At 71.2% G+C, this 19,767-nt stretch carries 14 protein-coding genes and 1 tRNA gene; 7 read left to right on the top strand and 8 right to left on the bottom strand.

Annotated features, from left to right (window positions below):
• Positions 1-25: 25 nt before the first annotated feature.
• The 3 genes from murD to MKK68_RS27055 all read right to left on the bottom strand — a co-directional run bounded on the left by murD (position 26) and on the right by MKK68_RS27055 (position 4,248).
• Positions 26-1,402 (bottom strand): UDP-N-acetylmuramoyl-L-alanine--D-glutamate ligase, encoded by a 1,377-nt coding sequence (murD, locus tag MKK68_RS27065; RefSeq protein ID WP_244033500.1) that lies wholly within the window; start codon positions 1,400-1,402, stop codon positions 26-28.
• Between the two features lie 204 nt (positions 1,403-1,606).
• Positions 1,607-2,692, bottom strand: coding sequence for a phospho-N-acetylmuramoyl-pentapeptide-transferase (gene mraY, locus MKK68_RS27060; RefSeq protein ID WP_147729392.1), 1,086 nt, complete (start codon positions 2,690-2,692; stop codon positions 1,607-1,609).
• An 89-nt stretch (positions 2,693-2,781) separates the two neighbouring features.
• Complete coding sequence (locus tag MKK68_RS27055; protein ID WP_244033499.1) at positions 2,782-4,248, bottom strand: UDP-N-acetylmuramoylalanyl-D-glutamyl-2,6-diaminopimelate--D-alanyl-D-alanine ligase; 1,467 nt, start codon at positions 4,246-4,248, stop codon at positions 2,782-2,784.
• A 214-nt stretch (positions 4,249-4,462) separates the two neighbouring features.
• On the opposite strand from MKK68_RS27055, the gene MKK68_RS27050 reads away from it, so the two are divergent.
• Positions 4,463-5,671, top strand: coding sequence for an acetyl-CoA C-acetyltransferase (locus MKK68_RS27050; RefSeq protein ID WP_244033498.1), 1,209 nt, complete (start codon positions 4,463-4,465; stop codon positions 5,669-5,671).
• A gap of 110 nt (positions 5,672-5,781) precedes the next feature.
• A complete protein-coding gene (locus MKK68_RS27045; protein ID WP_243931742.1) occupies positions 5,782-6,303 on the top strand; it encodes a hypothetical protein in 522 nt (173 codons plus the stop codon).
• A 42-nt stretch (positions 6,304-6,345) separates the two neighbouring features.
• Here MKK68_RS27045 and MKK68_RS27040 read toward each other — a convergent pair whose 3' ends face one another.
• Positions 6,346-7,065 (bottom strand): EAL domain-containing protein, encoded by a 720-nt coding sequence (locus tag MKK68_RS27040; protein WP_244033524.1) that lies wholly within the window; start codon positions 7,063-7,065, stop codon positions 6,346-6,348.
• A 227-nt stretch (positions 7,066-7,292) separates the two neighbouring features.
• On the opposite strand from MKK68_RS27040, the gene MKK68_RS27035 reads away from it, so the two are divergent.
• Positions 7,293-9,494 carry a 3-hydroxyacyl-CoA dehydrogenase NAD-binding domain-containing protein gene (locus MKK68_RS27035; RefSeq protein WP_244033497.1) on the top strand — a complete coding sequence of 734 codons (2,202 nt, stop codon included), beginning with the start codon at positions 7,293-7,295 and terminating at the stop codon, positions 9,492-9,494.
• A gap of 78 nt (positions 9,495-9,572) precedes the next feature.
• Here the strand turns inward: MKK68_RS27035 and MKK68_RS27030 are convergent, their stop codons facing one another.
• The 3 genes from MKK68_RS27030 to MKK68_RS27020 all read right to left on the bottom strand — a co-directional run bounded on the left by MKK68_RS27030 (position 9,573) and on the right by MKK68_RS27020 (position 14,478).
• A complete protein-coding gene (locus MKK68_RS27030) occupies positions 9,573-10,427 on the bottom strand; it encodes a 3'-5' exonuclease (RefSeq protein WP_243931738.1) in 855 nt (284 codons plus the stop codon).
• A 63-nt stretch (positions 10,428-10,490) separates the two neighbouring features.
• Positions 10,491-13,022, bottom strand: coding sequence for an NAD-dependent DNA ligase LigA (ligA, locus tag MKK68_RS27025; protein ID WP_244033496.1), 2,532 nt, complete (start codon positions 13,020-13,022; stop codon positions 10,491-10,493).
• Positions 13,023-13,113: 91 nt separating this feature from the next.
• Complete coding sequence (locus MKK68_RS27020; protein WP_243934080.1) at positions 13,114-14,478, bottom strand: MFS transporter; 1,365 nt, start codon at positions 14,476-14,478, stop codon at positions 13,114-13,116.
• A 291-nt stretch (positions 14,479-14,769) separates the two neighbouring features.
• Between MKK68_RS27020 and MKK68_RS27015 the strand changes: the two genes are divergently transcribed.
• The 3 genes from MKK68_RS27015 (at position 14,770) to MKK68_RS27005 (ending at position 17,046) form a co-directional block, all read left to right on the top strand.
• Positions 14,770-15,474, top strand: a complete 705-nt coding sequence (locus MKK68_RS27015) for a 4'-phosphopantetheinyl transferase family protein (protein ID WP_244033495.1) — start codon at positions 14,770-14,772, stop codon at positions 15,472-15,474.
• Positions 15,475-15,566: 92 nt separating this feature from the next.
• Positions 15,567-15,643: transfer RNA gene (locus MKK68_RS27010), tRNA-Pro, on the top strand.
• A 161-nt stretch (positions 15,644-15,804) separates the two neighbouring features.
• Positions 15,805-17,046, top strand: coding sequence for a HEPN domain-containing protein (locus MKK68_RS27005; protein WP_244033494.1), 1,242 nt, complete (start codon positions 15,805-15,807; stop codon positions 17,044-17,046).
• On the opposite strand, the gene MKK68_RS27000 is transcribed toward MKK68_RS27005, so the two are convergent.
• A complete protein-coding gene (locus MKK68_RS27000) occupies positions 17,043-18,416 on the bottom strand; it encodes a site-specific integrase (protein ID WP_244033493.1) in 1,374 nt (457 codons plus the stop codon). The two genes, MKK68_RS27005 and MKK68_RS27000, sit on opposite strands and share 4 nt — an antisense overlap.
• Before the next feature lie 531 nt (positions 18,417-18,947).
• On the opposite strand from MKK68_RS27000, the gene MKK68_RS26995 reads away from it, so the two are divergent.
• Entirely contained in the window at positions 18,948-19,526 is a 579-nt protein-coding gene (locus MKK68_RS26995; RefSeq protein ID WP_244033492.1) for a metallophosphoesterase, read from the top strand.
• Positions 19,527-19,767 lie beyond the last annotated feature (241 nt).

The raw sequence follows: 19,767 nt of genomic DNA, 5'->3' as shown, positions 1-19,767 counted from the left end.
CCCGCCGGCGCCGGCGTCCGGCCGTTCAGGGCAGCGCGCGCACCAGCTCGCGAAACACGTCGCCGCGCTGCTCGAAGCTGCGGAACTGGTCGTAGGAGGCGCAGGCCGGCGAGAGCAGCACCACCGGCTCGGGCGCGCCCGAGGCCGCCGCGCCCTCTGCCGCCGCCCGGACGGCGATGTCGAGCGTCTCGCAGCGGGTGTAGGGCACGGCGCCTTCCAGCGTCGCGGCGAAGGCGTCGGAGGCGGCGCCGATCAGGTAGGCGTGCGCGATGCGCTCGAAATACGGGACCAGCGGGAAGATGCCGCCGTCCTTCGCCTTGCCGCCGAGGATCCAGTGGATGTCGCGGAAGGCGGTGAGCGCCTTCTCGGTGGAATCGGCGTTGGTCGCCTTGGAATCGTTGACGAACAGCACGCCGCCGTGGACCCGGACCTCCTCCATCCGGTGCGGCAGGCCGGGAAAGCTCGCGAGTCCGGCCTGGATGTCGTCGGGCGAGAGCCCGAGCGCGCGGGCGACCGCGACCGCCACGGCCGCGTTCTGCCAGTTGTGCGCGCCGCGCAGAGACCGGATCGCGGACACGTCGGCGATCGGCGCACCATCACGGTCCGCGATCACCCCGTCGCGGACGGTGACGGCGTCGGCGGTGAGCGCCGCGTCGCGGGGCACGTGGATGCGGGTCAGCCGGTCGCCGCCCCGTTCCGCGAACCGGTCCGCGATGGCGCGGCTCGGCCCGTCGTCGACGCCGACGACCGCGCGGTCCGAGCCCTGGATCAGCCGCTCCTTGATCGCGGCGTATTGCGCGAAGGTGCCGTGGCGGTCGAGGTGATCGGGGGTGATGTTGAGGAGCACGCCGACGCTCGGATCGAGCGAGGGCGTCAGGTCGATCTGGAACGAGGACAGCTCGACGACGTGGATGCGATCGGGCGCCGGGGGCGCCAGCGACAGGATCGCGGTGCCGATGTTGCCGCCCATCTGCACGTCGCGCCCGGCCGCGCGCAGGATGTGCGCGATCAGCGCCGTGGTGGTCGACTTGCCGTTGGTGCCGGTGATCGCGACGAACGGCGCGCCCGGCGCGATCGCACGCCGCTCCCGGCAGAACAGCTCGATGTCGCCGACGATCTCGATGCCGGCCGCCTTGGCGAGCGCGACCGTCCAGTGCGGCACCGGATGGGTCAGCGGCACGCCGGGCGAGAGGATCAGCGCCGCGAAGCCCGACCAGTCGGCCGCGCGCAGGTCCGCGGTCTCGATCCCCTGCGCGGCGGCCCTGGCGACGCCCTCGGCGTTGTCGTCCCAGGCGATCACGCGGGCGCCGCCTTCCTTCAGGGCGAGCGCGGTGGCGAGGCCGGAGGCGCCGAGCCCGAACAGGGCGACAGCGCGGCCGGCGTAGGTTGTGGCTGGGGTCATCGGAAACTCGGAACAGGTCGGCAATCGGGGTTGTCCCGCCCCTCCCCCCTCATCCTGGGGTGCCCGCGTCGGCGAGCCTCGAAGGCGACCTCCAGAACACATGGCGGTCGCTGGAGGACTCCTTCGAGGCGCCCGCTTCGCGGGCGCATCTCAGGATGAGGGCGGGGGCGGGACAAGCGTCGGTTGCGCAAAGTCTACCACAGCTCACCGCAGCTTGAGCGTCGCCAGGCCGGCGAGCGCCAGGATGACGGCGATGATCCAGAACCGGATCACGACCTGCGGCTCCTTCCAGCCCTTCTGCTCGAAGTGGTGATGGATCGGCGCCATGCGGAAGACGCGCTTGCCCGTGAGCTTGAACGACGCGACCTGGATGATCACCGACATGATCTCGAGGACGAACAGGCCGCCGACGATCGCCAGGACGATCTCGTGCTTGGTGGCCACCGCGACGACGCCGAGGAGGCCGCCCAGCGCGAGCGAGCCGGTGTCGCCCATGAAGATCTGCGCCGGCGGCGCGTTGAACCACAGGAAGCCGAGCCCCGCCCCGATCACCGCGCCGGCCACCACCGCGAGCTCGCCGGTGTCGCGCACGTAGTTCACCTGGAGGTAGCTCGCGGTGAACGAGTTGCCGACGAGGTAGGCGATGACGCCGAAGGTGCCGCAGGCGATCATCACGGGGACGATGGCGAGCCCGTCGAGGCCGTCGGTCATGTTCACCGCGTTGCCCGCGCCGACGATGACGAAGCCGCCGAACAGCACGTAGAACCAGCCGAGATTCAGCAGCGCGTCCTTGAACACCGGGAAGGCGAGCTGGTTCTGCAGCGTGGACGGCGAGAAGTACGAGATCGCGTAGCAGGCCGTGATCGCGATCAGGGCCTCGAGCCCGAGGCGGAGCTTGCCCGAGAAGCCCTTGTGCGACTGCTTCGTCACCTTGAGGTAGTCGTCGTAGAAGCCGATCGCGCCGAAGCCCAGCGTCACCGTGAGGGTGATCCAGACGTAGTGGTTGCGCGGGTTGGCCCAGAGCAGGATCGCGACGATGGCGCCGGCCAGGATCATCAGGCCGCCCATGGTCGGGGTGCCGCGCTTGGTCAGCAGGTGGGTCTGCGGCCCGTCCTCGCGGATCGGCTGGCCCTTGCCCTGGCGCAGGCGCAGCAGCGAGATGATCAGCGGCCCGAACCAGAACACGAACAGGCCCGCCGTGAACAGCGCGCCTCCCGTCCGGAAGGTGATGTAGCGGAAGACGTTGAGGGCCGAGAGCGTGCCGCTCAGGTCCGACAGGAGATACAGCATCCGGGGGCTCGGCGGCTTGGCTCACACGAAGAAAGGGCGCCGGCGGGACGCGAACGGTCCCGGGGCCTCGGCGGACGATCAGGTGCCGGTCACGGCCCGGCGGACAGGGCCGACGCGTCGTGGCGCGCCGGGGGGTTCGCGTAGCGGGCTTTGAGCGCCTCGACAATCCGACCCATGCGAATACTGTTCGAGCCCTTGACCATCACGGCGTCGCCCGGCCGCAGGATCGCGGCCAGCGGCTCGACGAGGTCGGCCGAGGCGGCCGCCGCGATGCCCCGGCGCGCGACCGGCAGCGCCTCGAACAGGTGGCCCATCAGGGCGCCGGCGGTGAAGACGAGGTCGACGCCGTGGTCGGCGACGGCGCCGGCGAGGTCGCGGTGGTGCGCGTCCGCGGCCGCCCCGAGCTCCAGCATGTCGCCGAGCACGGCGATGCGGCGCCCGCGCGGACCGGTCTCGATCGCCGCCAGCGTCGAGAGCGCGGCGCGCACGGAGGCCGGGTTGGCGTTGTAGCTCTCGTCGACGAGGAAGGCCTCGCCGTCGCGAAGCTGGAGCGCGGTGCGCTCGCCGCGCCCGACCGGCGGCCGCAGGGCCGCGAGCGACAGGGCGGCGCGCGCGAGGTCGGCGCCGAGGCTGTGGATCACCGCCATCACGCCGAGCGAGTTCATCGCGGTGTGCCGGCCGGGGGTGCCGAGCTGGTAGGTCACCGGCTGGCCCATCACCACGGCGTCGACCACCGAGAGGTCGGGGCGCAGCACGATCCGGCGCGCACGCACGTCGGCCTCCTCGTGCTCGCCGAAGGTGACGATGCGCCCGGCCGACGAGGCGAGGGCATGGGCGTGGATGCGGGCGAAGCTCGGGTTGTCGCGGTTGAGCACCGCGACGCCGCCGGGCGCGAGGCCCGAGAAGATCTCGCCCTTGGCGTCGGCGATCGCCGACAGCGAGGCGAAGTGCTCGATGTGGACCGGCTCGACGGTGGTGACGAGGGCCACCTCCGGGCGGACCTGCGCGACGAGCGGCACGATCTCCCGCGGGTGGTTCATGCCGATCTCGAACACGCCGAAGCGGCTCTCGGCCGGCATCCGCGCCAGCGTCAGCGGCACGCCCCAGTGGTTGTTGTAGGAGGCGACGGAGGCGTGGGTCTGCCCTTGCGCCGACAGCACGTGGCGCAGGGCCTCCTTGGTGCCGGTCTTGCCGACCGAGCCGGTCACGGCCACGACCTGGGCCGCGGTGCGGGCGCGGGCCGCGCGGCCGAGGCGCGTCATCGCGTCGAGGACCGGATCGGGGCCCTCCCCCGGCACGGCCAGGACGGGTCCGTCGAACGACGCGGCGCGGTCGGCGGCGACCACCGCTGCGCCCGCGCCCTTGTCGAGCGCCGCGCGGACGAAGTCGTGCCCGTCGCGAGCCTCGCCCCGGATCGCGAAGAACAAGTCGCCCGGCTGCAGCGTGCGGGTGTCGATCGAAGCGCCGGTGACGGCGCCGCGCTCGCCCTGGAGCGTTCCCCCGGTGGCGGCCTCAAGTTCGGCCGCCCTCCAGAGCGGTTTGGCGTTCGGGCTCATGCGGCCTCCGGTCGAGCGCGACGGTGCAACGCATCTTCCCTCCCCCCTTCGCGGTGGAGGGTGGGCCTCGCGTCAGCGAGGGTCGGTAGAGGGGAGCGACCTCTCCGGACAACGCGCTCCCCTCTCCCGACCCGCTTCGCGGGCCACCCTCTCCCGCAGAGGGGAGAGGGTTCGCGGTGCGGCTGCGCAAGCAGGAAAAATCAAGGGAAACGCCATGACTGAGGCCTTCATCTACGACCACGTCCGCACCCCCCGCGGCCGCGGCAAGCCGGACGGTTCGCTGCACGAGGTCACGGCGCTCCGCCTGGCCGAGACGGCGTTGCGCGCGCTCAAGGACCGCAACGGCCTCGACACCCGGAAGGTCGACGACGTGGTGCTCGGCTGCGTCGACCCGGTCGGCGAGGCCGGCGGCGACATCGCCCGGGCCGCGGCGCTGGTCGCCGACTACGGCAACCACGTGCCGGGCGTGCAGATCAACCGCTTCTGCGCCTCGGGCCTCGACGCGATCAACTTCGCCGCCGCCCAGGTCATGGCCGGCCAGCACGACATGACGGTGGGCGGGGGCGTCGAGTCGATGAGCCGCGTCGGCCTCGGCGCCTCGGGCGGCGCCTGGCCGGTCGACCCGGCGATCGCGATCAAGTCCTACTTCATGCCCCAGGGCGTCTCCGCCGACCTGATCGCCACCAAGTACGGGTTCAGCCGCGACGATTGCGACGCCTACGCCGTGCAGTCCCAGACCCGCTCGGGCAGATCCTGGGCCGACGGCCTGTTCAAGGATTCGGTCGTGCCGGTGCGCGACGTGAACGGCATCACCCTGCTCGATCGCGACGAGCACATGCGGCCCGCGACCGACATGCAGTCGCTCGGGCAGCTGAAGGCCTCGTTCGTGCAGATGGGCCAGATGGGCGGCTTCGACGCGGTGGCAGTCGACGCGCATCCGGACGTCGAGACGGTCGACCACGTCCACCATGCCGGCAACTCGTCGGGCATCGTCGACGGCGCCGCCGCGGTGCTGATCGGCTCGCGAGAGGCGGGCGTCGCCGCGGGCCTGAAGCCGCGTGCACGAATCCGCGCCTTCGCCAACATCGGCTCCGATCCGGCGCTGATGCTGACCGGCCCGGTCGACGTGACGAGGAAGGTGCTGGCGCGGGCCGGGATGCAGCTCTCCGACATCGACCTGTTCGAGGTCAACGAGGCCTTCGCCGCCGTGGTCCTGCGCTTCCAGCAGGCGTTCGACCTCGATCCGGCCAAGGTCAACGTCAACGGCGGCGCCATCGCCATGGGCCATCCGCTCGGCGCCACCGGCGCGATGATCCTGGGCACCGTCCTCGACGAGCTGGAGCGCACCGGCAAGGAGCGCGCCCTGGTGACCCTGTGCATCGGCGCCGGCATGGGCACGGCGACGATCATCGAGCGGGTCTGACGCGGTCTCGAACCGGCCGGCGCGTTCCCTATTCGGCGCGAACGCTGCTAGAGCCGGCCCCGACCCGTGCCGGGAAACGGCGGGGACGACACGAACTTTTGGGAGAAACGATGACCCGCCTTCTCGCCACCCTGTGCCTGACGACCGCGCTCGCCCTGCCCATCGCCGCCCGCGCGGACGAGGCGGCCGACAAGGTCGCCGAGGCCAAGACGCTCGTCAGCAAGACGCTGATCAAGAACCTGAAGACCGGCTTCGACGCCGCGCTCGAGAAGACCGTCGCCGCGATGCCGGACGACAAGTCGGACTCCGTCCGCAAGGAGCTGATGGCCGAGTTCGACAAGCAGAGCGGCATCATGGTCGAGGGCCTGTCGAAGGAATACGCGACCAAGTTCACGCTGGCCGAGCTCAAACACCTCAACGAGATCTACGAGGACAAGACCTACCTCAAGTTCCAGGCCATCAACGCCGACCCATCCTCGTCGGTGACGGCGATCTCGCAGGCCTCGGTGACGAAGCTGCTCAACATGCTGGCGATCGCGGCGGCCGGCGACAACACGCCGAAGGCCGGGGCTCCGATGCCTGCGCCGACTCCGGCACCCGCCCCGGCGCCCGCGCCGGCCCCGGCGCGCTGACGTCGGCGGCGGAGCGATCCGGGCATGGCCCCCCAGCCCAGCTCAGGCGGCCTGCGCGGATCGCTCCGACCCGGGAAAGCCCGCCACCTCCGGCAGGCCTTCGAACCGGGGCTTGGCGAAGTGATAGCCCTGGAACAGCGTGATCCCGAGGTGGCGCAGGGCGTCGAACTCGGCTTGCGTCTCGACGCCCTCGGCCAGCACCGAGACGTCGAGGCCGCGCGCGATGGCGACGAGGCCCGCCACGATCGCGCCGCGCCCGGCATCGGCGTCGATGCCGCGCAGCAGGTCCATGTCGATCTTGATCAGGTCGGTGCGGAAGTTCGCCAGCAGGCTCAGCCCGGCATAGCCGGCGCCGAAATCGTCCAGCGCGGTGAGGAAGCCCTGGCGCCGGTACTCGGCGATGATGCGCTTCACGTGGGCGATGTCGCGGAAGCGCTCGTTCTCGGTGAACTCGAACATGATCCGGCGGTGCTCGAAGCCGACCCGGCGCGCGGCCTCGAGCGAGGCGCGGATGCAGGCCGCCGGCTCGTACACGGCGTTGGGCATGAAGTTGATCGACAGGCGCGTCCGGTCGTCCTTCGGGAACAGGCGCCCGGCGAGCTCGATCGCCTTGACCCGGGCCGCCTGGTCGAAGCGGTAGCGCGTCTCGTCGGTCACGCGGTCGAGGATCGAGGCCGCCGACTGTCCTTCCGGCCCGCGGACCAGGGCCTCGTAGCCCCAGACGCGGCCGTCGACCGTGTCCAGGATCGGCTGGAACGCCATGGTGAAGGCGAAGCCGAGTTCCTCGCCGTTGCGGCAGGCCCGGCACTTCCCGGCGGTCGCCTTCCCGTCGGCCGGCGCGGCGTCGGCTGGTCTGGCATCGGCACGCTCGGCATCGACGATCATGGGCTAGTTTCCGTTGCTCGACCCCCTCAAGCCTTCTGAAGAGCAAGTATCTCCACACTGTTAACGCGCCGGACTACATGCGTTCGGTCATCCGAGGATCAGCGATGAATCTCCAGAACTTTCGCTTCGAGACCGATGCCGACGGCGTCGCCCTGGCCGTCTGGGATTGCCCCGGCCGCTCGATGAACGTCATCACGCAGGCCGTGATCGACGAGATCGAGGCGATCGTCGACGCGGTCGTCGCCGATCCGGCCGTGAAGGGCTGCGTCATCACCTCGGGCAAGGACAACTTCTCGGGCGGCGCCGACCTTACGATGCTGCAGGGCCTCGGGCTCGAATACGAGAAGCTCAAGCGCGAGCAGGGCGAGGAGCCCGCCATGCGCCACTTCTTCGAGGCGTCGCGCCGGCTCTCGCTGGTGTTCCGCAAGCTCGAGACCTGCGGCAAGCCCTTCGCGGCGGCGGTGAGCGGGCTCTGCCTCGGCGGCGCGTTCGAGCTGGCGCTGTCCTGCCATCACCGCGTGGTCTCGGCCGACCCGAAGACCCGGGTCGGCCTGCCCGAGATCAAGGTCGGGCTGTTTCCCGGCGGCGGCGGCACCCAGCGCGTGGCGCGGCTGATGCAGACCGGCGACGCCCTGCAGATGCTGTTCAAGGGCGAGCAGATCCGCCCGGCGATGGCCAGGAGCATGGGCCTCGTCCACGAGGTCGCGGGCAAGGACGAGATCGTGGCCAAGGCCAAGGCCTGGATCCTCGCCGGCGGCTCGGCGGTGGCGCCCTGGGATGTGCCGAAGTTCAAGGCCCCGTCGGGCAAGGTCTATTCGCCGGCCGGCATGATGATCTGGCCCCCGGCCAACGCGATCTACCGGCGCGAGACGCACGACAACTACCCGGCGGCGAAGGCGATCCTGGCCTCGGTCTACGAGGGCCTGCAGCTGCCGATGGACCTCGGCCTCAAGGTCGAGAGCCGCTACTTCGCGATGATCCTGCGCACCAAGGAGGCGGCGGCGATGATCCGCACGCTGTTCATCTCGATGGGCGAGCTGAACAAGGGCGCGCGCCGCCCGAAGGACGTGCCCGCCACCAGCCTGCGCAAGGTCGGCGTGGTCGGCGCCGGCTTCATGGGCGCCGGCGTCGCCTACGTTACCGCCAATGCCGGCCTCGAGGTGGTGCTCGTCGACCAGTCGACCGAGGCGGCCGAGAAGGGCAAGGCCTACGCCCACGCGCTGATCACCGGGCAGATCAACAAGGGTCGCGCCAAGACCGCCGACCGCGACGCGCTGCTCGCCCGCATCCAGGCGTCGGCCGACTACGCGGATCTCGCCGATTGCGACCTCGTCATCGAGGCGGTGTTCGAGGACCCGAAGGTGAAGGCCGAGGTGATCGCCAAGGTCGAGGCGGTGATCGGCCCCGACACGATCTTCGCCTCCAACACCTCGACGCTGCCGATCTCCGGCCTCGCCAAGGCGTCCTCGCGCCCGGAAGCCTTCGTCGGCATCCACTTCTTCTCGCCGGTCGAGAAGATGATGCTCGTCGAGATCATCAAGGGCGAGGCCACCGGCGACCGGGCGCTCGCCACCGCGCTGGACTACGTCCGCACGGTGAAGAAGACGCCGATCGTCGTGAACGACGCCCGTGGCTTCTTCGCCAACCGCTGCGTCGGCGCCTACATCCTGGAAGGGCACAAGATGCTCAACGAGGGCGTGCCGCCCGCGATGATCGAGAACGCCGGCAAGATGGCCGGCATGCCGGTCGGCCCGCTCTCGCTCAACGACGAGGTCGCCCTCGACCTCGGCCTGAAGATCGCCAAGGCGACGGAGGCGCAGCTCGGCCCGGACGCGGTCGACCCGGCGCAGAAGGCGCTGCTCGTCGAGCTCGTCGAGAACCAGGGGCGGCTCGGGCGCAAGAACCGGAAGGGCTTCTACGACTACCCGGAGGGCGCGCCGAAGCGCCTATGGCCCGGGCTGAAGGACCTGCAGCCGACCCACCTCGACCCGGACACCCTCGACATCGCCGAGCTGAAGCACCGGCTCCTCGTGGTTCAGGCGCTGGAGGCCGCGCGCACGGTGGGCGAGGGCGTCATCACCGATCCGCGCGAGGCCGACGTCGGCTCGATCCTCGGCTTCGGCTTCGCCCCGTTCACCGGCGGCGCGTTGTCCTACATCGACTTCATGGGCGCGAAGGACTTCGTCGCCCTGGCCGAGGGGCTTGAGGCCAAGCACGGCCCGCGCTTCGCGGTGCCCGACAACCTGCGCGCCATGGCCGAGAGCGGCGGCACGTTCTACGGCGAGGCGGCGAAGCAGGCGGCGTGATCGCCCTTTCCCTCCCCCACTTCAGGGGGAGGGAGCTCACGGCATCGTGGGCGTTTGGATTCAAGACGGCGTCCCGTCTCACCCCACCGCGGCCAGCCGGCGCCGCAGCACCTCGACGTCGGCGTGGTTGTTCGACAGCAGGTCGGTGATGTCGCCGACGACGAGCGCCTTCACGTGGCGGCAGCGCACTCCGTGGCGGCCGGCCATGCAGGTGCAGCGCAGCATCAAGCCGCTCCTGCGGTCCTCCAGCGAGACCTCGTAGCGGTTGCCGGTGCTGCCGCGCATGGCGAAGCGCAGCGCGTCCGGCTCGGCCGGCTTGAGCGCCCGCAGGATGCGGCCGCTGATCGCGCCGGCGCCCGCCCGCGGGATCGCGGCGGTCCCGTCGATCCGCGTCGCCGGCAGCGACAGCACCCGCGACAGGTCGGGCACGTCCGCGGCCTCCGTCTGCCGGACGGCCGCGAGCGCGATCTCGGCGCAGGCATAGGCGTCCTCGCCGGCGTCGTGGTGCTCGAACCGGATGCCGAGGCGGCGGGCGACCTTGCCGAGGCCGCAGCCCTCCGGGTCCGGGAACACGCGGCGGGCGACCTGCACCGTGCAGAGGTAGCGCAAGGGGGGCGCCGGCAGCCCGCAGGCCTGGAGCGAGGCCCGCAGCACGCCGATGTCGAAGCTCGCGTTGTGGGCGAGGATCAGCCCGCCGGCGAGGTCGGGCAGGAACTCGGCGACCGCCTCGCCGAAATTCGGCTTGTCGCGCACGTCGGCCGGGACGATCCCGTGGACGCGGATGTTGCCGGGCGAGAACCGCAGCTCCGGCGGCCGGATCAGCCGGGACGCGCGCCGGACCACGCGGCCCCCCTCGATCCAGGCGAGCCCGATCGCGCAGGCGCTGTCGCGCCGCTCGTTGGCGGTCTCGAAATCGAGGGCGACGACGGTCATGTGCCTGAACGGGACGGCCGCGGGGGTGTCATGACCCAGGTCTATGACCCGCGGACTCGCGCTTCAAGCGCCTGCGACCATCGCGAGCCATTCGTCTTCCGAGACGACGCGCACCCCGTGCTTCTCGGCATCCTTCAGCTTCGAGCCGGCGCCGGGGCCGGCGACGACGAGGTCGGTCTTCGCCGAGACCGAGCCCGAGACCTTCGCCCCGAGACGTTCCGCGGTGGCCTTGGCCTCGTTGCGGGTCATCTTCTCCAGCGTTCCGGTGAAGACCACGGTCTTGCCCGAGAACGCCGCCGTGCGCGCGGCCGCCTCCATCGGCGCCACCGTCACCTCGGCGAGCAGCGCCGAGACCGCGGCGTCGTTGTGCGGCTCGGAGAAGAACGCGATCAGCGAGTCGGTCGCCACCGGGCCGATCTCGCCGTCGTCGGCGAAGACCCGGTAGGCGTCCCCGGGTCGCTGCTCGGCCGCGCGCGCGATCGCCGCCCGAGCGGCGTCCAGGCTGCCGTAATGGGCGATCAGGCTGGCGCGCTGGCTGGTGCTGAACCGGATCCTGCCGGCGTCCGCCGGCGGGGCTTCGCCCTCCTCGGCATCGCCCGCTTCCGCCGGAGGTTCTGCGTCAGCCGAATGTGCCGCTTCGCCCGGCAGGCCGGCCTCGAGCAGCCGGTCGCGGGTGGTCGGCCCGATCCGCGGCACCGCGGAGAGCTCGATCCAGTCCGGCCCGGCCTGCGCGTCGGCCGCCGCCCGCAGCGCCGCCTTCAGCTCCGAAAAGTCCGAAAACCGCTTGGCCAGGGCCTTGGCGGTCGATTCGCCGATGTCGGGGATGCCGAGGGCGAACAGGAAGCGGTTCATCGGCAAGCTGCGGCGCTCGGCGACCGCCGCGAGCAGGTTGTGGATCGCCTTGTCCTCCTCCTCGCCCTTCTTCTTGGTCGGCTTCTTCGGCGCCGGCGCCCCCTCCGCCCGGCGCTCCGCCGACAGGGCCTCGCGCCGCGCGACGATCGCCGCCTTCAGCGGATCGAATTCGAGGGTGAACAGGTCGGCCGGTTGTGTCACGAGCCCGGCCTCGAACAGCACCTCGATGTAGGTCTGCCCGAAGCCTTCGAGGTCGAAGCCGTTGCGCGAGACGAAGTGCTTCAGCCGCTCGACCCCTTGGGCCGGGCAGATCAGCCCGCCGGTGCAGCGCCGCACCGCGTCGGGCTTGCCGGTGCGCGGGTTGATCTCGCGGACCGCCTTGCTGCCGCAGGCCGGGCAGGTCTCGGGAAAGTCGAAGGGCTTCGCGTCGGCCGGGCGCTTCTCCAGCACCACGTCCATCACCTTCGGGATCACGTCGCCGGCCCGCAGCACCACCACGGTGTCGCCGACGCGGATGTCGCGGCCGTCGCGGATCGGCTCGCCGTCGCCGCCGACGCCCTTGACGTAGCCCTCGTTGTGCAGCGTCGCGTTCGAGACCACGACGCCGCCGACCGTCACCGGGCGCAGGCGCGCGAGCGGGTTGAGCGAGCCGGTGCGGCCGACGTTGATGTCGATGCCCTCGACCACCGTGAACGCCTCCTGCGCCGCGAACTTGTGCGCCAGGGCCCAGCGCGGGCTCCGCGACACGAAGCCGAGCCGCTTCTGCAGGGCGAGGTCGTCGACCTTGTAGACGACGCCGTCGATGTCGTAGCCCAGCGTCGGCCGGTCGGCCTCGATCCGGCGGTAATGCGCGATCATGCCGGCCGCATCCGTGCAGGTGACGGTCAGCGGGTTCACCGGCAGGCCCCACGCGCGGAACCGGTCCATCACCCCCGATTGCGTTCCCTCGAACGGCGGCACCACCTCGCCCCAGGCGTAGGCGAAGAACTTCAGCGGCCGCGCGGCGGTGATCGACGGATCGAGCTGGCGCAGCGAGCCGGCGGCGGCGTTGCGCGGGTTGGCGAAAAGCGGCTTGCCCGCCGCCTCCTGGCGGGCGTTGATCGCGGCGAAATCCGCGTGCGAGAGGTAGACCTCGCCGCGCACCTCGCAGACCGCCGGCCAGCCGCTGCCGGCGAGCGCCTGGGGGATGTCCTCGACCGTGCGGGCGTTGGCCGTGACGTTCTCGCCGGTCTCCCCGTCGCCGCGGGTGGCGGCGGTGACGAGGCGCCCGTCCTCGTAGCGCAGCGACAGCGAAAGACCGTCGATCTTCGGCTCGGCCGTGAAGGCGAGCGGTTCCTCCGGGCGGTTGAGGAAGCGGCGCACGCGGGCGACGAACTCCTCGACCTCGGCGTCGGCGAAGGCGTTGCCGAGGGAGAGCATCGGCACCGCATGGCGCACCTTGGCGAACTTCTCGGAGGGCTTCGCGCCCACCGACGCGCTGGCGATGCCGGTGCCGGCAAGGTCGGGGACCTGCGCTTCCAGCGTCTCCAGTTCCCGGCGCAGGGCGTCGTAGGCGGCGTCCGAGATCTCGGGCGCGTCCTCCTGGTGGTAGAGCCGGTCGGCCTCGGCGATCTCGGCGGAGAGCGCGGCGTGGCGCGCCCGCGCCGCCTCGGCGGTGAGCGTGTCGGCCTCCGGCGCGACGGATTCGACGCCGGCCGATTTCGGGGCGGCAGACTTCGAGGCGGCAGGCTGGGGCTTCGGCATCGGGCTCGAGACTTCCGCAGGGGGCGATCGGGCTTCTAACCGATTTCCCCCCGGCCGGGATCACTTGGAGACCGAGCCGAAGCGTCGCGATTCACAGCGATCGTGCATCGCCGGGCCGTTGCCGCGGCAGGATCAGGTCCGGGCGCCGGACCAGCGCCGCCGCGCCGACGAGGACCAGCCCGGCAAGGAGGGCGACCCCCGACAGCGGCAGCACCGGCGCCAGCACACCCGAGGCCGCCCCGCCCGCGACGGAGCCGAGGTTCATCACCGCCATGAACACCTCGAACTGCGTCGCCGCGCCGGCCCGGCCTCGGCTCGCCTGCATCAGCGCCGGCACCAGGGCGACGATCAGCAGGCCGGGCAGGACGTTGGTGAAGCCTAGGATCAGCGGGCCGGCCGATCCGGCGAAGCCGCCCGCGATCAGGCACGCGGTGGCGAAGAACGCGGCGGCACTCGCCGCGAACAGGGTGCGCAGGGCCGGCAACGGCCCGGCGCGGTCGCACCACAGGCCGATGCCGAGCGCTCCCAGGGTTCCGCCGGCGAAGGCGATGCCGGCCTGGAGCCGCGACAGCCCGGCGGCATCCCAGCCCTGCGCCTGGACGAGATCGACCGAGAACGGCAGCTCGAACAGCGCGAGCGCCCCGTCGACCGAGAAGCACAGGGCGACGAGCCGGAGGGCGTTCGGCCGGCGCAGGCCCAGGGCCAGCCGGCGCAGGAACCGCGCGAACGGGACCTTCCGCCCGCCCCCCGCGCTCGGCCGCCGCGCCGGCGAGAGCAGGGCGTCGCCCGGCGCCTCGCGCACCAGCAGGATCGGCAGACCGGCGAGGATGGCGGTCGCGAGCAGGCAGGCGGTGCTGAACCCGAACCCGTAGGCGGCGAGCAGCCAGCCGAACAGGCCGGCGCCGAGGCTGGTGCCGGCGACGAAGCCGGCCCGCGTGCAGGCGCTCATCCGCCCGAGCTCGCCCGGCGGGACATGGTCCATCACCATCCGGTCGCAGGCGGTGTCGAGCAGGGCGGCGAAGGTGCTGTGCACGAGGAAGACGCCCCCCAGAGCGCCGAGCGCGCGGGCGTCCGGCACCAGCAGCAGCCCGGCGAGCGCCGCGTGGCAGCCGAGGATCGCGAGCACGCTCCAGGCCCGGCGCCGCCCCATCGCGAACCCGCTCGCCCGGTCGACCAGCGGCCCCCACAGGATCGGCTGCACTGTCCAGGGCAGGCCGGCGATGGCGAAGTGGACGCCCACCTCGGCGCTCGACACGCCCTGCGCCGCGAGATGGTTGGCGAGCGCGGTCAGCGAGAACCCGGCGACCAGCCCCTGGTAGAGATAGGTGGCGAAGAACACGCCGTAGCGGGCGCCGCGATCTTGCAGGGTCGGCAGCCGCATGCCGAAGCTTGCGATCGCGACGGCGCTTCCGGCTTGCGGGGCCGCCCGCGCCGGTGGATCCTCCGCGCCGCTCATTCCCGAAGGCTCCTCATTGCGCGCAGATCCGCCCCGCTCGTCCGGCCCCGACCATACGATAACGCGCGGCAAGGCACGCGCGCTTCTCCCTCCCCCCTCTGCGGGGGAGGGAGGGCCTCGCGTCAGCGAGGGTCGGAAGAGGGGAGCGACCTTACCGGATACGGCGCTCCCCTCTCCCGACCCGCTTCGCGGGCCACCCTCCCCCGCAGAGGGGGGAGGGAAGTACGCGTTGCCGGCTTCGGCGTATGTCTTGTGAACGGTGCCTGGGTCGTCACCGAACCCGGACCCAGCATGGCGATCCGGGTGTGGAGCATCGATCTCGCCCTGTCGGCGCGCCAGCTCGCGCGCTGCGACGCGCGGCTCTCGCCCGACGAGGCCGCCCGGGCGGATCGCTTCCTGCGTGCGGAGGACCGCGACCGTTTTCGCGCGAGCCACGCGGCGCTGCGCCTGATCCTCGCCCCGGCCCTCGGCTTGGGGGGCGACGCGCTCGCCTTTACGGCGGGGCCGGCCGGCAAGCCGGAGCTGGCCGGCGCGCTGGCCGGGAGCCTGCGCTTCAACCTGTCGCATTCGGGCACCCGCGCCCTCGTCGGGGTCTCGCCCACGGCCGCGATCGGCGTCGATGTCGAGGCGGTCCGCCCGATCCCGGACGTCCTGCGCATCGCCCGCGCGCACTTCGCGCCCTGGGAAGCCGAGGCGCTGGCGGCCCTGCCGCCGGAGGCGCTCGGTCTCGCCTTCACCGGTTTGTGGACGCGCAAGGAGGCGGTGGTGAAGGCGCTGGGTGCCGGCCTGTCGCTGCCGCTGGACCGCTTCGTCCTGACCCTGCCGCCGGCGCCGCCCCGCCTCGTCGCGATCGCCGGCGACGACCCGGAGGCCTGGAGCCTCCACCACCTCGAACCCGGACCCGGCACGGTCGGCGCCGCGGCGATCCGGGCGCCGGGCGCGGCCATCGCCCGCTGCGCCCTGCCGCCGGATTGGCCGGACCGCCCCCCGTGCTGATCGCCCGCGAAACGCACTGCTCCGCGAGATGCCGCTTGCGGCCCGCCCGGGTGCCGGCTATACCCCCGCTCGCTGGCGAAGCCGCCGGCCTTCGGAGTGTAGCGCAGTCTGGTAGCGCACCACGTTCGGGACGTGGGGGTCGCAGGTTCAAATCCTGCCACTCCGACCAGTTTTCCCCTCTGCAGAATGCCTTCCCGAGGCGCAGAGGAAAATCTCGACCACAAGTTCGACCACAAAATCGTAGCCATTCCGCGGATCTGCCGATAAGCCACACAGTCAATCGTGGGGCCCTTCGTGCCGTTGAAGCTGCATGCGCAATGCCAGGATCGCATGGTTGAGGTCCTGCGGGATGCCCTCGGACACCTGCGGGTGACCCACGGCATGTTCCTCGACTGGCATAGCCTGGCCACCTTGGCCTCGCTGGACGACGCGCTCCCCCGGCAGGACAAGCAGCCCGTGTCCCTGACGGCGATGATCGACGACCGCCCGGCCTCCGACTTCGCGGCCGACCGCATCGGGCGGATCCTGATGGAGGGCGGCGCGGACTGGAAGGACGATGCGTCCCCAGAGCCGCTGACCAACCTGCCGCGGTTCGCCGACGCCGCCAGGTTTGCGCGGGAGGTCGTCGGCGAGCTCAACAGCCTCCCTTGGCGCTACACCTTCAGTCTCCGGCTCCCCCACAAGATCGGTTCCGTCCTGCGGGCGATGATCGACGCCACCGGGCGCCGGGACATCGGTGGCGGCCTCGCCCTCGCGGACGAGCGTGCGCTCGACGGCTACCTCCCTCTGCCCGAGGGCTTGAACCGGCTCGCGCTCCTCGGGGGCGGTCACGGTTGGGGGAGCGACACCGTCTACCTGCAGGTCCCGCTGGAGGGGTACGCCGACAAGTACGGCATGTCCGGTACGGCGCGCTTGGCCGTGGAGACGATGCAGACCTTCATCGGCCTGGGGATCGCGCTGCGGATCTTCCGCTACGATCCGAGCTACACGCCGCTTGGGTTCGCGCAGCCCGCGATCGTCCACCACGTCCATCGCCACGACGCCGGGGAGGGCGCCGTCCACGACACCGCCTTCGGCCTGGAGGCCAGCATGCTGATGGGCATGGAGGGCTTCGCGTTCGTGGAGTACGGCCCCGCCTTCCCAATGGAGATGCTCGTCGCGGACGTCATCGAGAGGATGCGTATCTGCTTCACCCACCCGAAGGAGGCTACCCGGATCAACCGGGCGGCGCAGTGGCTGGCCACGAGCTCCATGAGCCGTAACGGCACCATGGCCTTCGTCCAGGCGATGGTCGCCGTCGAGATCCTGCTCGGGGACAAGAAGACCACCGACATGGTCGGCATCGGCGAGCTCCTTAGCAATCGCCTCGCCTACCTCATCGGGACGAGCCAAGCCGACCGCGAGCAAGTCCTGTCCGATTTCCGGGGGCTCTACGCGGTCCGGTCCGAGATCGTCCACTCGGGCAAGACCCGCCTGTCACACTCCGAATGGGCCAAGTACAGCCGGCTCGTCTGGATGTGCGGCACGGCAATCAAGGAAGAGATCGAACTGTTGAGGAAGAACTCCCGCTAGGCCGCTTTTTTGCGGCTCCGGCCGAGGCCAGCGCGCGCCTCCTCCATGTGCTTCGGGCTGTGGTGGCCGTACCGGCGCTCGATCATTTCGACCGTCATGCCGACGTAGCCGGCGAGCTCCCAGATCGGGATCCCCTCCTGCATGCCCCACGTGACCGCGGTGTGCCTGAGACTGTGCCGGACGACGTCGTCCCCGAACCCGAGGTCGTAGCAGAGGTTGGCGAAGGCGCGCCGGGTCGTCTTCACCGGCTCGCCCCGCCACTCGATGACGTAGCGCTGGCCGAGCTTGTGGTGCCAGCGCCAGAGCATCGCGGCCAGCTTGTCGGGCAGCGGCACCGTCGGCGCCTTCTTGTTCTTGGCCTCCTTCGCCCCGAGCGCCTTACGGTAGAACGTCGCCGTCGGGCGGCCGCCGACCATGCGCAGTTCGACCCAGGGCCGACCGACTTCGGGCAGGAAGCTGGCGTTACAGATCGGGCCGGAGCGTGATCCGGTCTGGAGCGCCACCAGAACGAACCTCGCCAGGTGCTGCGCACACCGGCGGCCGATAACCTCCTCGCCCTTGCGCCCGCCCTTATGGACCGTCTGCACCTCCCGCTTCCGCCAGGCGGCGATGAGGATGCGCGCGGCCTCGGCCTTGGTCAGCCAGCGGTCCCGGGCCTCGCCCTTCTGCGGTAGCGTCACCTTGACGATCTCGCGCGTCAGGCCGTCTCCGATCGCGACGTTGACGGCGGCGCGCAGGTCTTCCAGCTCCCGCCGTGCCCCGCCCACGGTGACGACCCGCTGCTTGGCTGGCTTGGAGTGGCCGCGCCGGACTAGCCCGGCATCGGGGGCCCGCGGGTTGCCGTCGCGGTCGAGCCCGGCCCGGGCATGGGCCTTCCAGGGCGTACCGACACGGGAGGCGACGTAGGCGGCGCAGGAGACGCTGTCGATCTGGTCGAGGGACTTCTGGCCCCACCAGAGCAGGAGCGTCTCGACGCGCTGCGCGAGCTCATCGCCGCGGGACACGGTTCCGACCTTGGCGGCGAGATACCTGTCCAGCACCTCGGCCACGAGCACGTCGCAGGCGAGGCGGTTCTTGCGCGGACCGGCGGCCTCCGTCGCGGCGACGTGGAGGGAGACCTTGTAGTCGTCTAGCGCAGCGAGCGCTTGACGCTCCGCGTCCTTGCCAGCGCCGCAGCCAGTGCCGCGCTGCTGGCCCTTGTGGACGATGAACCAGAGCCCGGCGCGCTCGGCGCCGTCGGGGCCGACGCGGCCGGGGCGCCATGCGAGGTATGGCTCGCCGCGGCCGGTCTTGCCGATCGTCCGTGGCTTGGCGTCCCGTCGGGGCGCACGGACGCGCTTGGGCTTCGGGGCGTCGGCGTCGTCCGGCATCTGTCTCTCCACTCGGCGATCATGCGCCGGCTGACGTACATCTTGCGACCGTGCCGCTCGACGGTGAGGTCGCCACGATCGATCGCTCCGCGCAGCGCGGCTGCCGTCCAGAGCGGAATGCGGCCGAAGGTCTGATCCGGCTGGCAGATCTCGGGGATCCAGGTCGCCGTCTCCAGATCGAGCGGCGCCTCAGGGTGTGCCTCCTCGGCGATCTGCGGGCGCCCGTCGAAGGCCGGACCGAGGTTGAATTCGTATTCGGGCATGACCGATTCTCCCCCACGGGACTCCCGGCCGCAATGGCAAAGAACCTCCTCGGTTAACGGCAGGCGGCTCTAACCGCCTGGGCTCCACGGCAAAGGCCAGGGAAGCCTCAAGCATCCCGGCAGGATCCACTTGCCGGGACCGCCCCGATCCGCAATGCTGACGGCATGAGCACCGCCCATCCTCTTGCGAAACGCTTGTTGGCCTAAGCCAACCACCATCGTCCGGCTTTCCGGACGGCCGCGTTCTCGTATCGAGGGGGGCTTCCCCGTGCAGACCTACTTCACATCCGACACCCACTTCGGCCATGGCGGCATGATGAGCCCGCGCATGGGCCGCCCCCGACCCTTCCGGTCCGTCGAGGAGATGGACGAGCATATCGTGGCGACCTGGAACAACAGGGTTCGCAAGAACGACACGGTCTGGCACATCGGCGACTTCGCCTACGGGTGCGGCAGGGCGCATGCCCGTGCCATCTTCGAGCGGCTGAACGGGCGTAAGCTCCTGATCCGGGGCAACCACGACCAGCGCTCCGAGGACCTGCCGTGGGCCGAGCCGGTGCGGGACGTGGCTCGGATCACCGTTCAGGACAGCGGCATGCGCCGTCCCGTCGACCTCTGGCTGAGCCATTACGCGCACCTGTCGTGGCCGGACGCATTCCGCGGCCGCATCCACCTGTTCGGCCACAGTCACGGGGCGATCCTGGCAACGTCGATATCCTGCGACGTGGGCGTGGACGTCTGGGCCTTCCGCCCCGTGACGATCCCCGAGATCCAGGAGCTCCTCGCCGACGTGGCGGCCCGCGAGGGCGGTCCCGTCGCGGCGACCGCCCTGGCGGAGGCGGCCTGATGCGCGGCGATCACTCCTTCAGCGATCCCATGCCCGGCGCGGTCTGCTGCCTGTCCTGCGGCCGCGTCAGCATGGGGCTGACGCTCGCCGAGACGCAGGCTGAGAATCGGCGTGGAAGAAGGACCCGGTTGACGGGTTGATCGGCGTCCAATCGGGACCCACCCCCGGCTTCTCCTCCATGCTCCCAGCCAGTCAGGGCGGGAGCCAGCCGGGATGTTGATTGTGGAGACCATCGCCAAGG

The organism is Methylobacterium sp. E-016, assembly GCF_022829745.1.
Lineage (GTDB): Bacteria > Pseudomonadota > Alphaproteobacteria > Rhizobiales > Beijerinckiaceae > Methylobacterium.
The sequence above is the reverse complement of the archived record's forward strand: the minus strand, read 5'-3'. Positions and strand labels throughout refer to the sequence as shown.

Excerpts from the sequence above, each read along its gene's own strand:
- MKK68_RS27005 (WP_244033494.1), top strand. The coding sequence starts at position 15,805 with ATGGTTGAGGTCCTGCGGGATGCCCTCGGACACCTGCGGGTGACCCAC.
- MKK68_RS27030 (WP_243931738.1), bottom strand. The coding sequence starts at position 10,427 with ATGACCGTCGTCGCCCTCGATTTCGAGACCGCCAACGAGCGGCGCGAC.
- MKK68_RS27015 (WP_244033495.1), top strand. The coding sequence starts at position 14,770 with ATGGCGATCCGGGTGTGGAGCATCGATCTCGCCCTGTCGGCGCGCCAG.
- MKK68_RS27055 (WP_244033499.1), bottom strand. The coding sequence starts at position 4,248 with ATGAGCCCGAACGCCAAACCGCTCTGGAGGGCGGCCGAACTTGAGGCC.
- MKK68_RS27040 (WP_244033524.1), bottom strand. The coding sequence starts at position 7,065 with ATGGCGTTCCAGCCGATCCTGGACACGGTCGACGGCCGCGTCTGGGGC.
- MKK68_RS27050 (WP_244033498.1), top strand. The coding sequence starts at position 4,463 with ATGACTGAGGCCTTCATCTACGACCACGTCCGCACCCCCCGCGGCCGC.
- mraY (WP_147729392.1), bottom strand. The coding sequence starts at position 2,692 with ATGCTGTATCTCCTGTCGGACCTGAGCGGCACGCTCTCGGCCCTCAAC.
- MKK68_RS27020 (WP_243934080.1), bottom strand. The coding sequence starts at position 14,478 with ATGAGCGGCGCGGAGGATCCACCGGCGCGGGCGGCCCCGCAAGCCGGA.
- MKK68_RS27045 (WP_243931742.1), top strand. The coding sequence starts at position 5,782 with ATGACCCGCCTTCTCGCCACCCTGTGCCTGACGACCGCGCTCGCCCTG.
- MKK68_RS27035 (WP_244033497.1), top strand. The coding sequence starts at position 7,293 with ATGAATCTCCAGAACTTTCGCTTCGAGACCGATGCCGACGGCGTCGCC.
- murD (WP_244033500.1), bottom strand. The coding sequence starts at position 1,402 with ATGACCCCAGCCACAACCTACGCCGGCCGCGCTGTCGCCCTGTTCGGG.
- MKK68_RS27000 (WP_244033493.1), bottom strand. The coding sequence starts at position 18,416 with ATGCCGGACGACGCCGACGCCCCGAAGCCCAAGCGCGTCCGTGCGCCC.
- ligA (WP_244033496.1), bottom strand. The coding sequence starts at position 13,022 with ATGCCGAAGCCCCAGCCTGCCGCCTCGAAGTCTGCCGCCCCGAAATCG.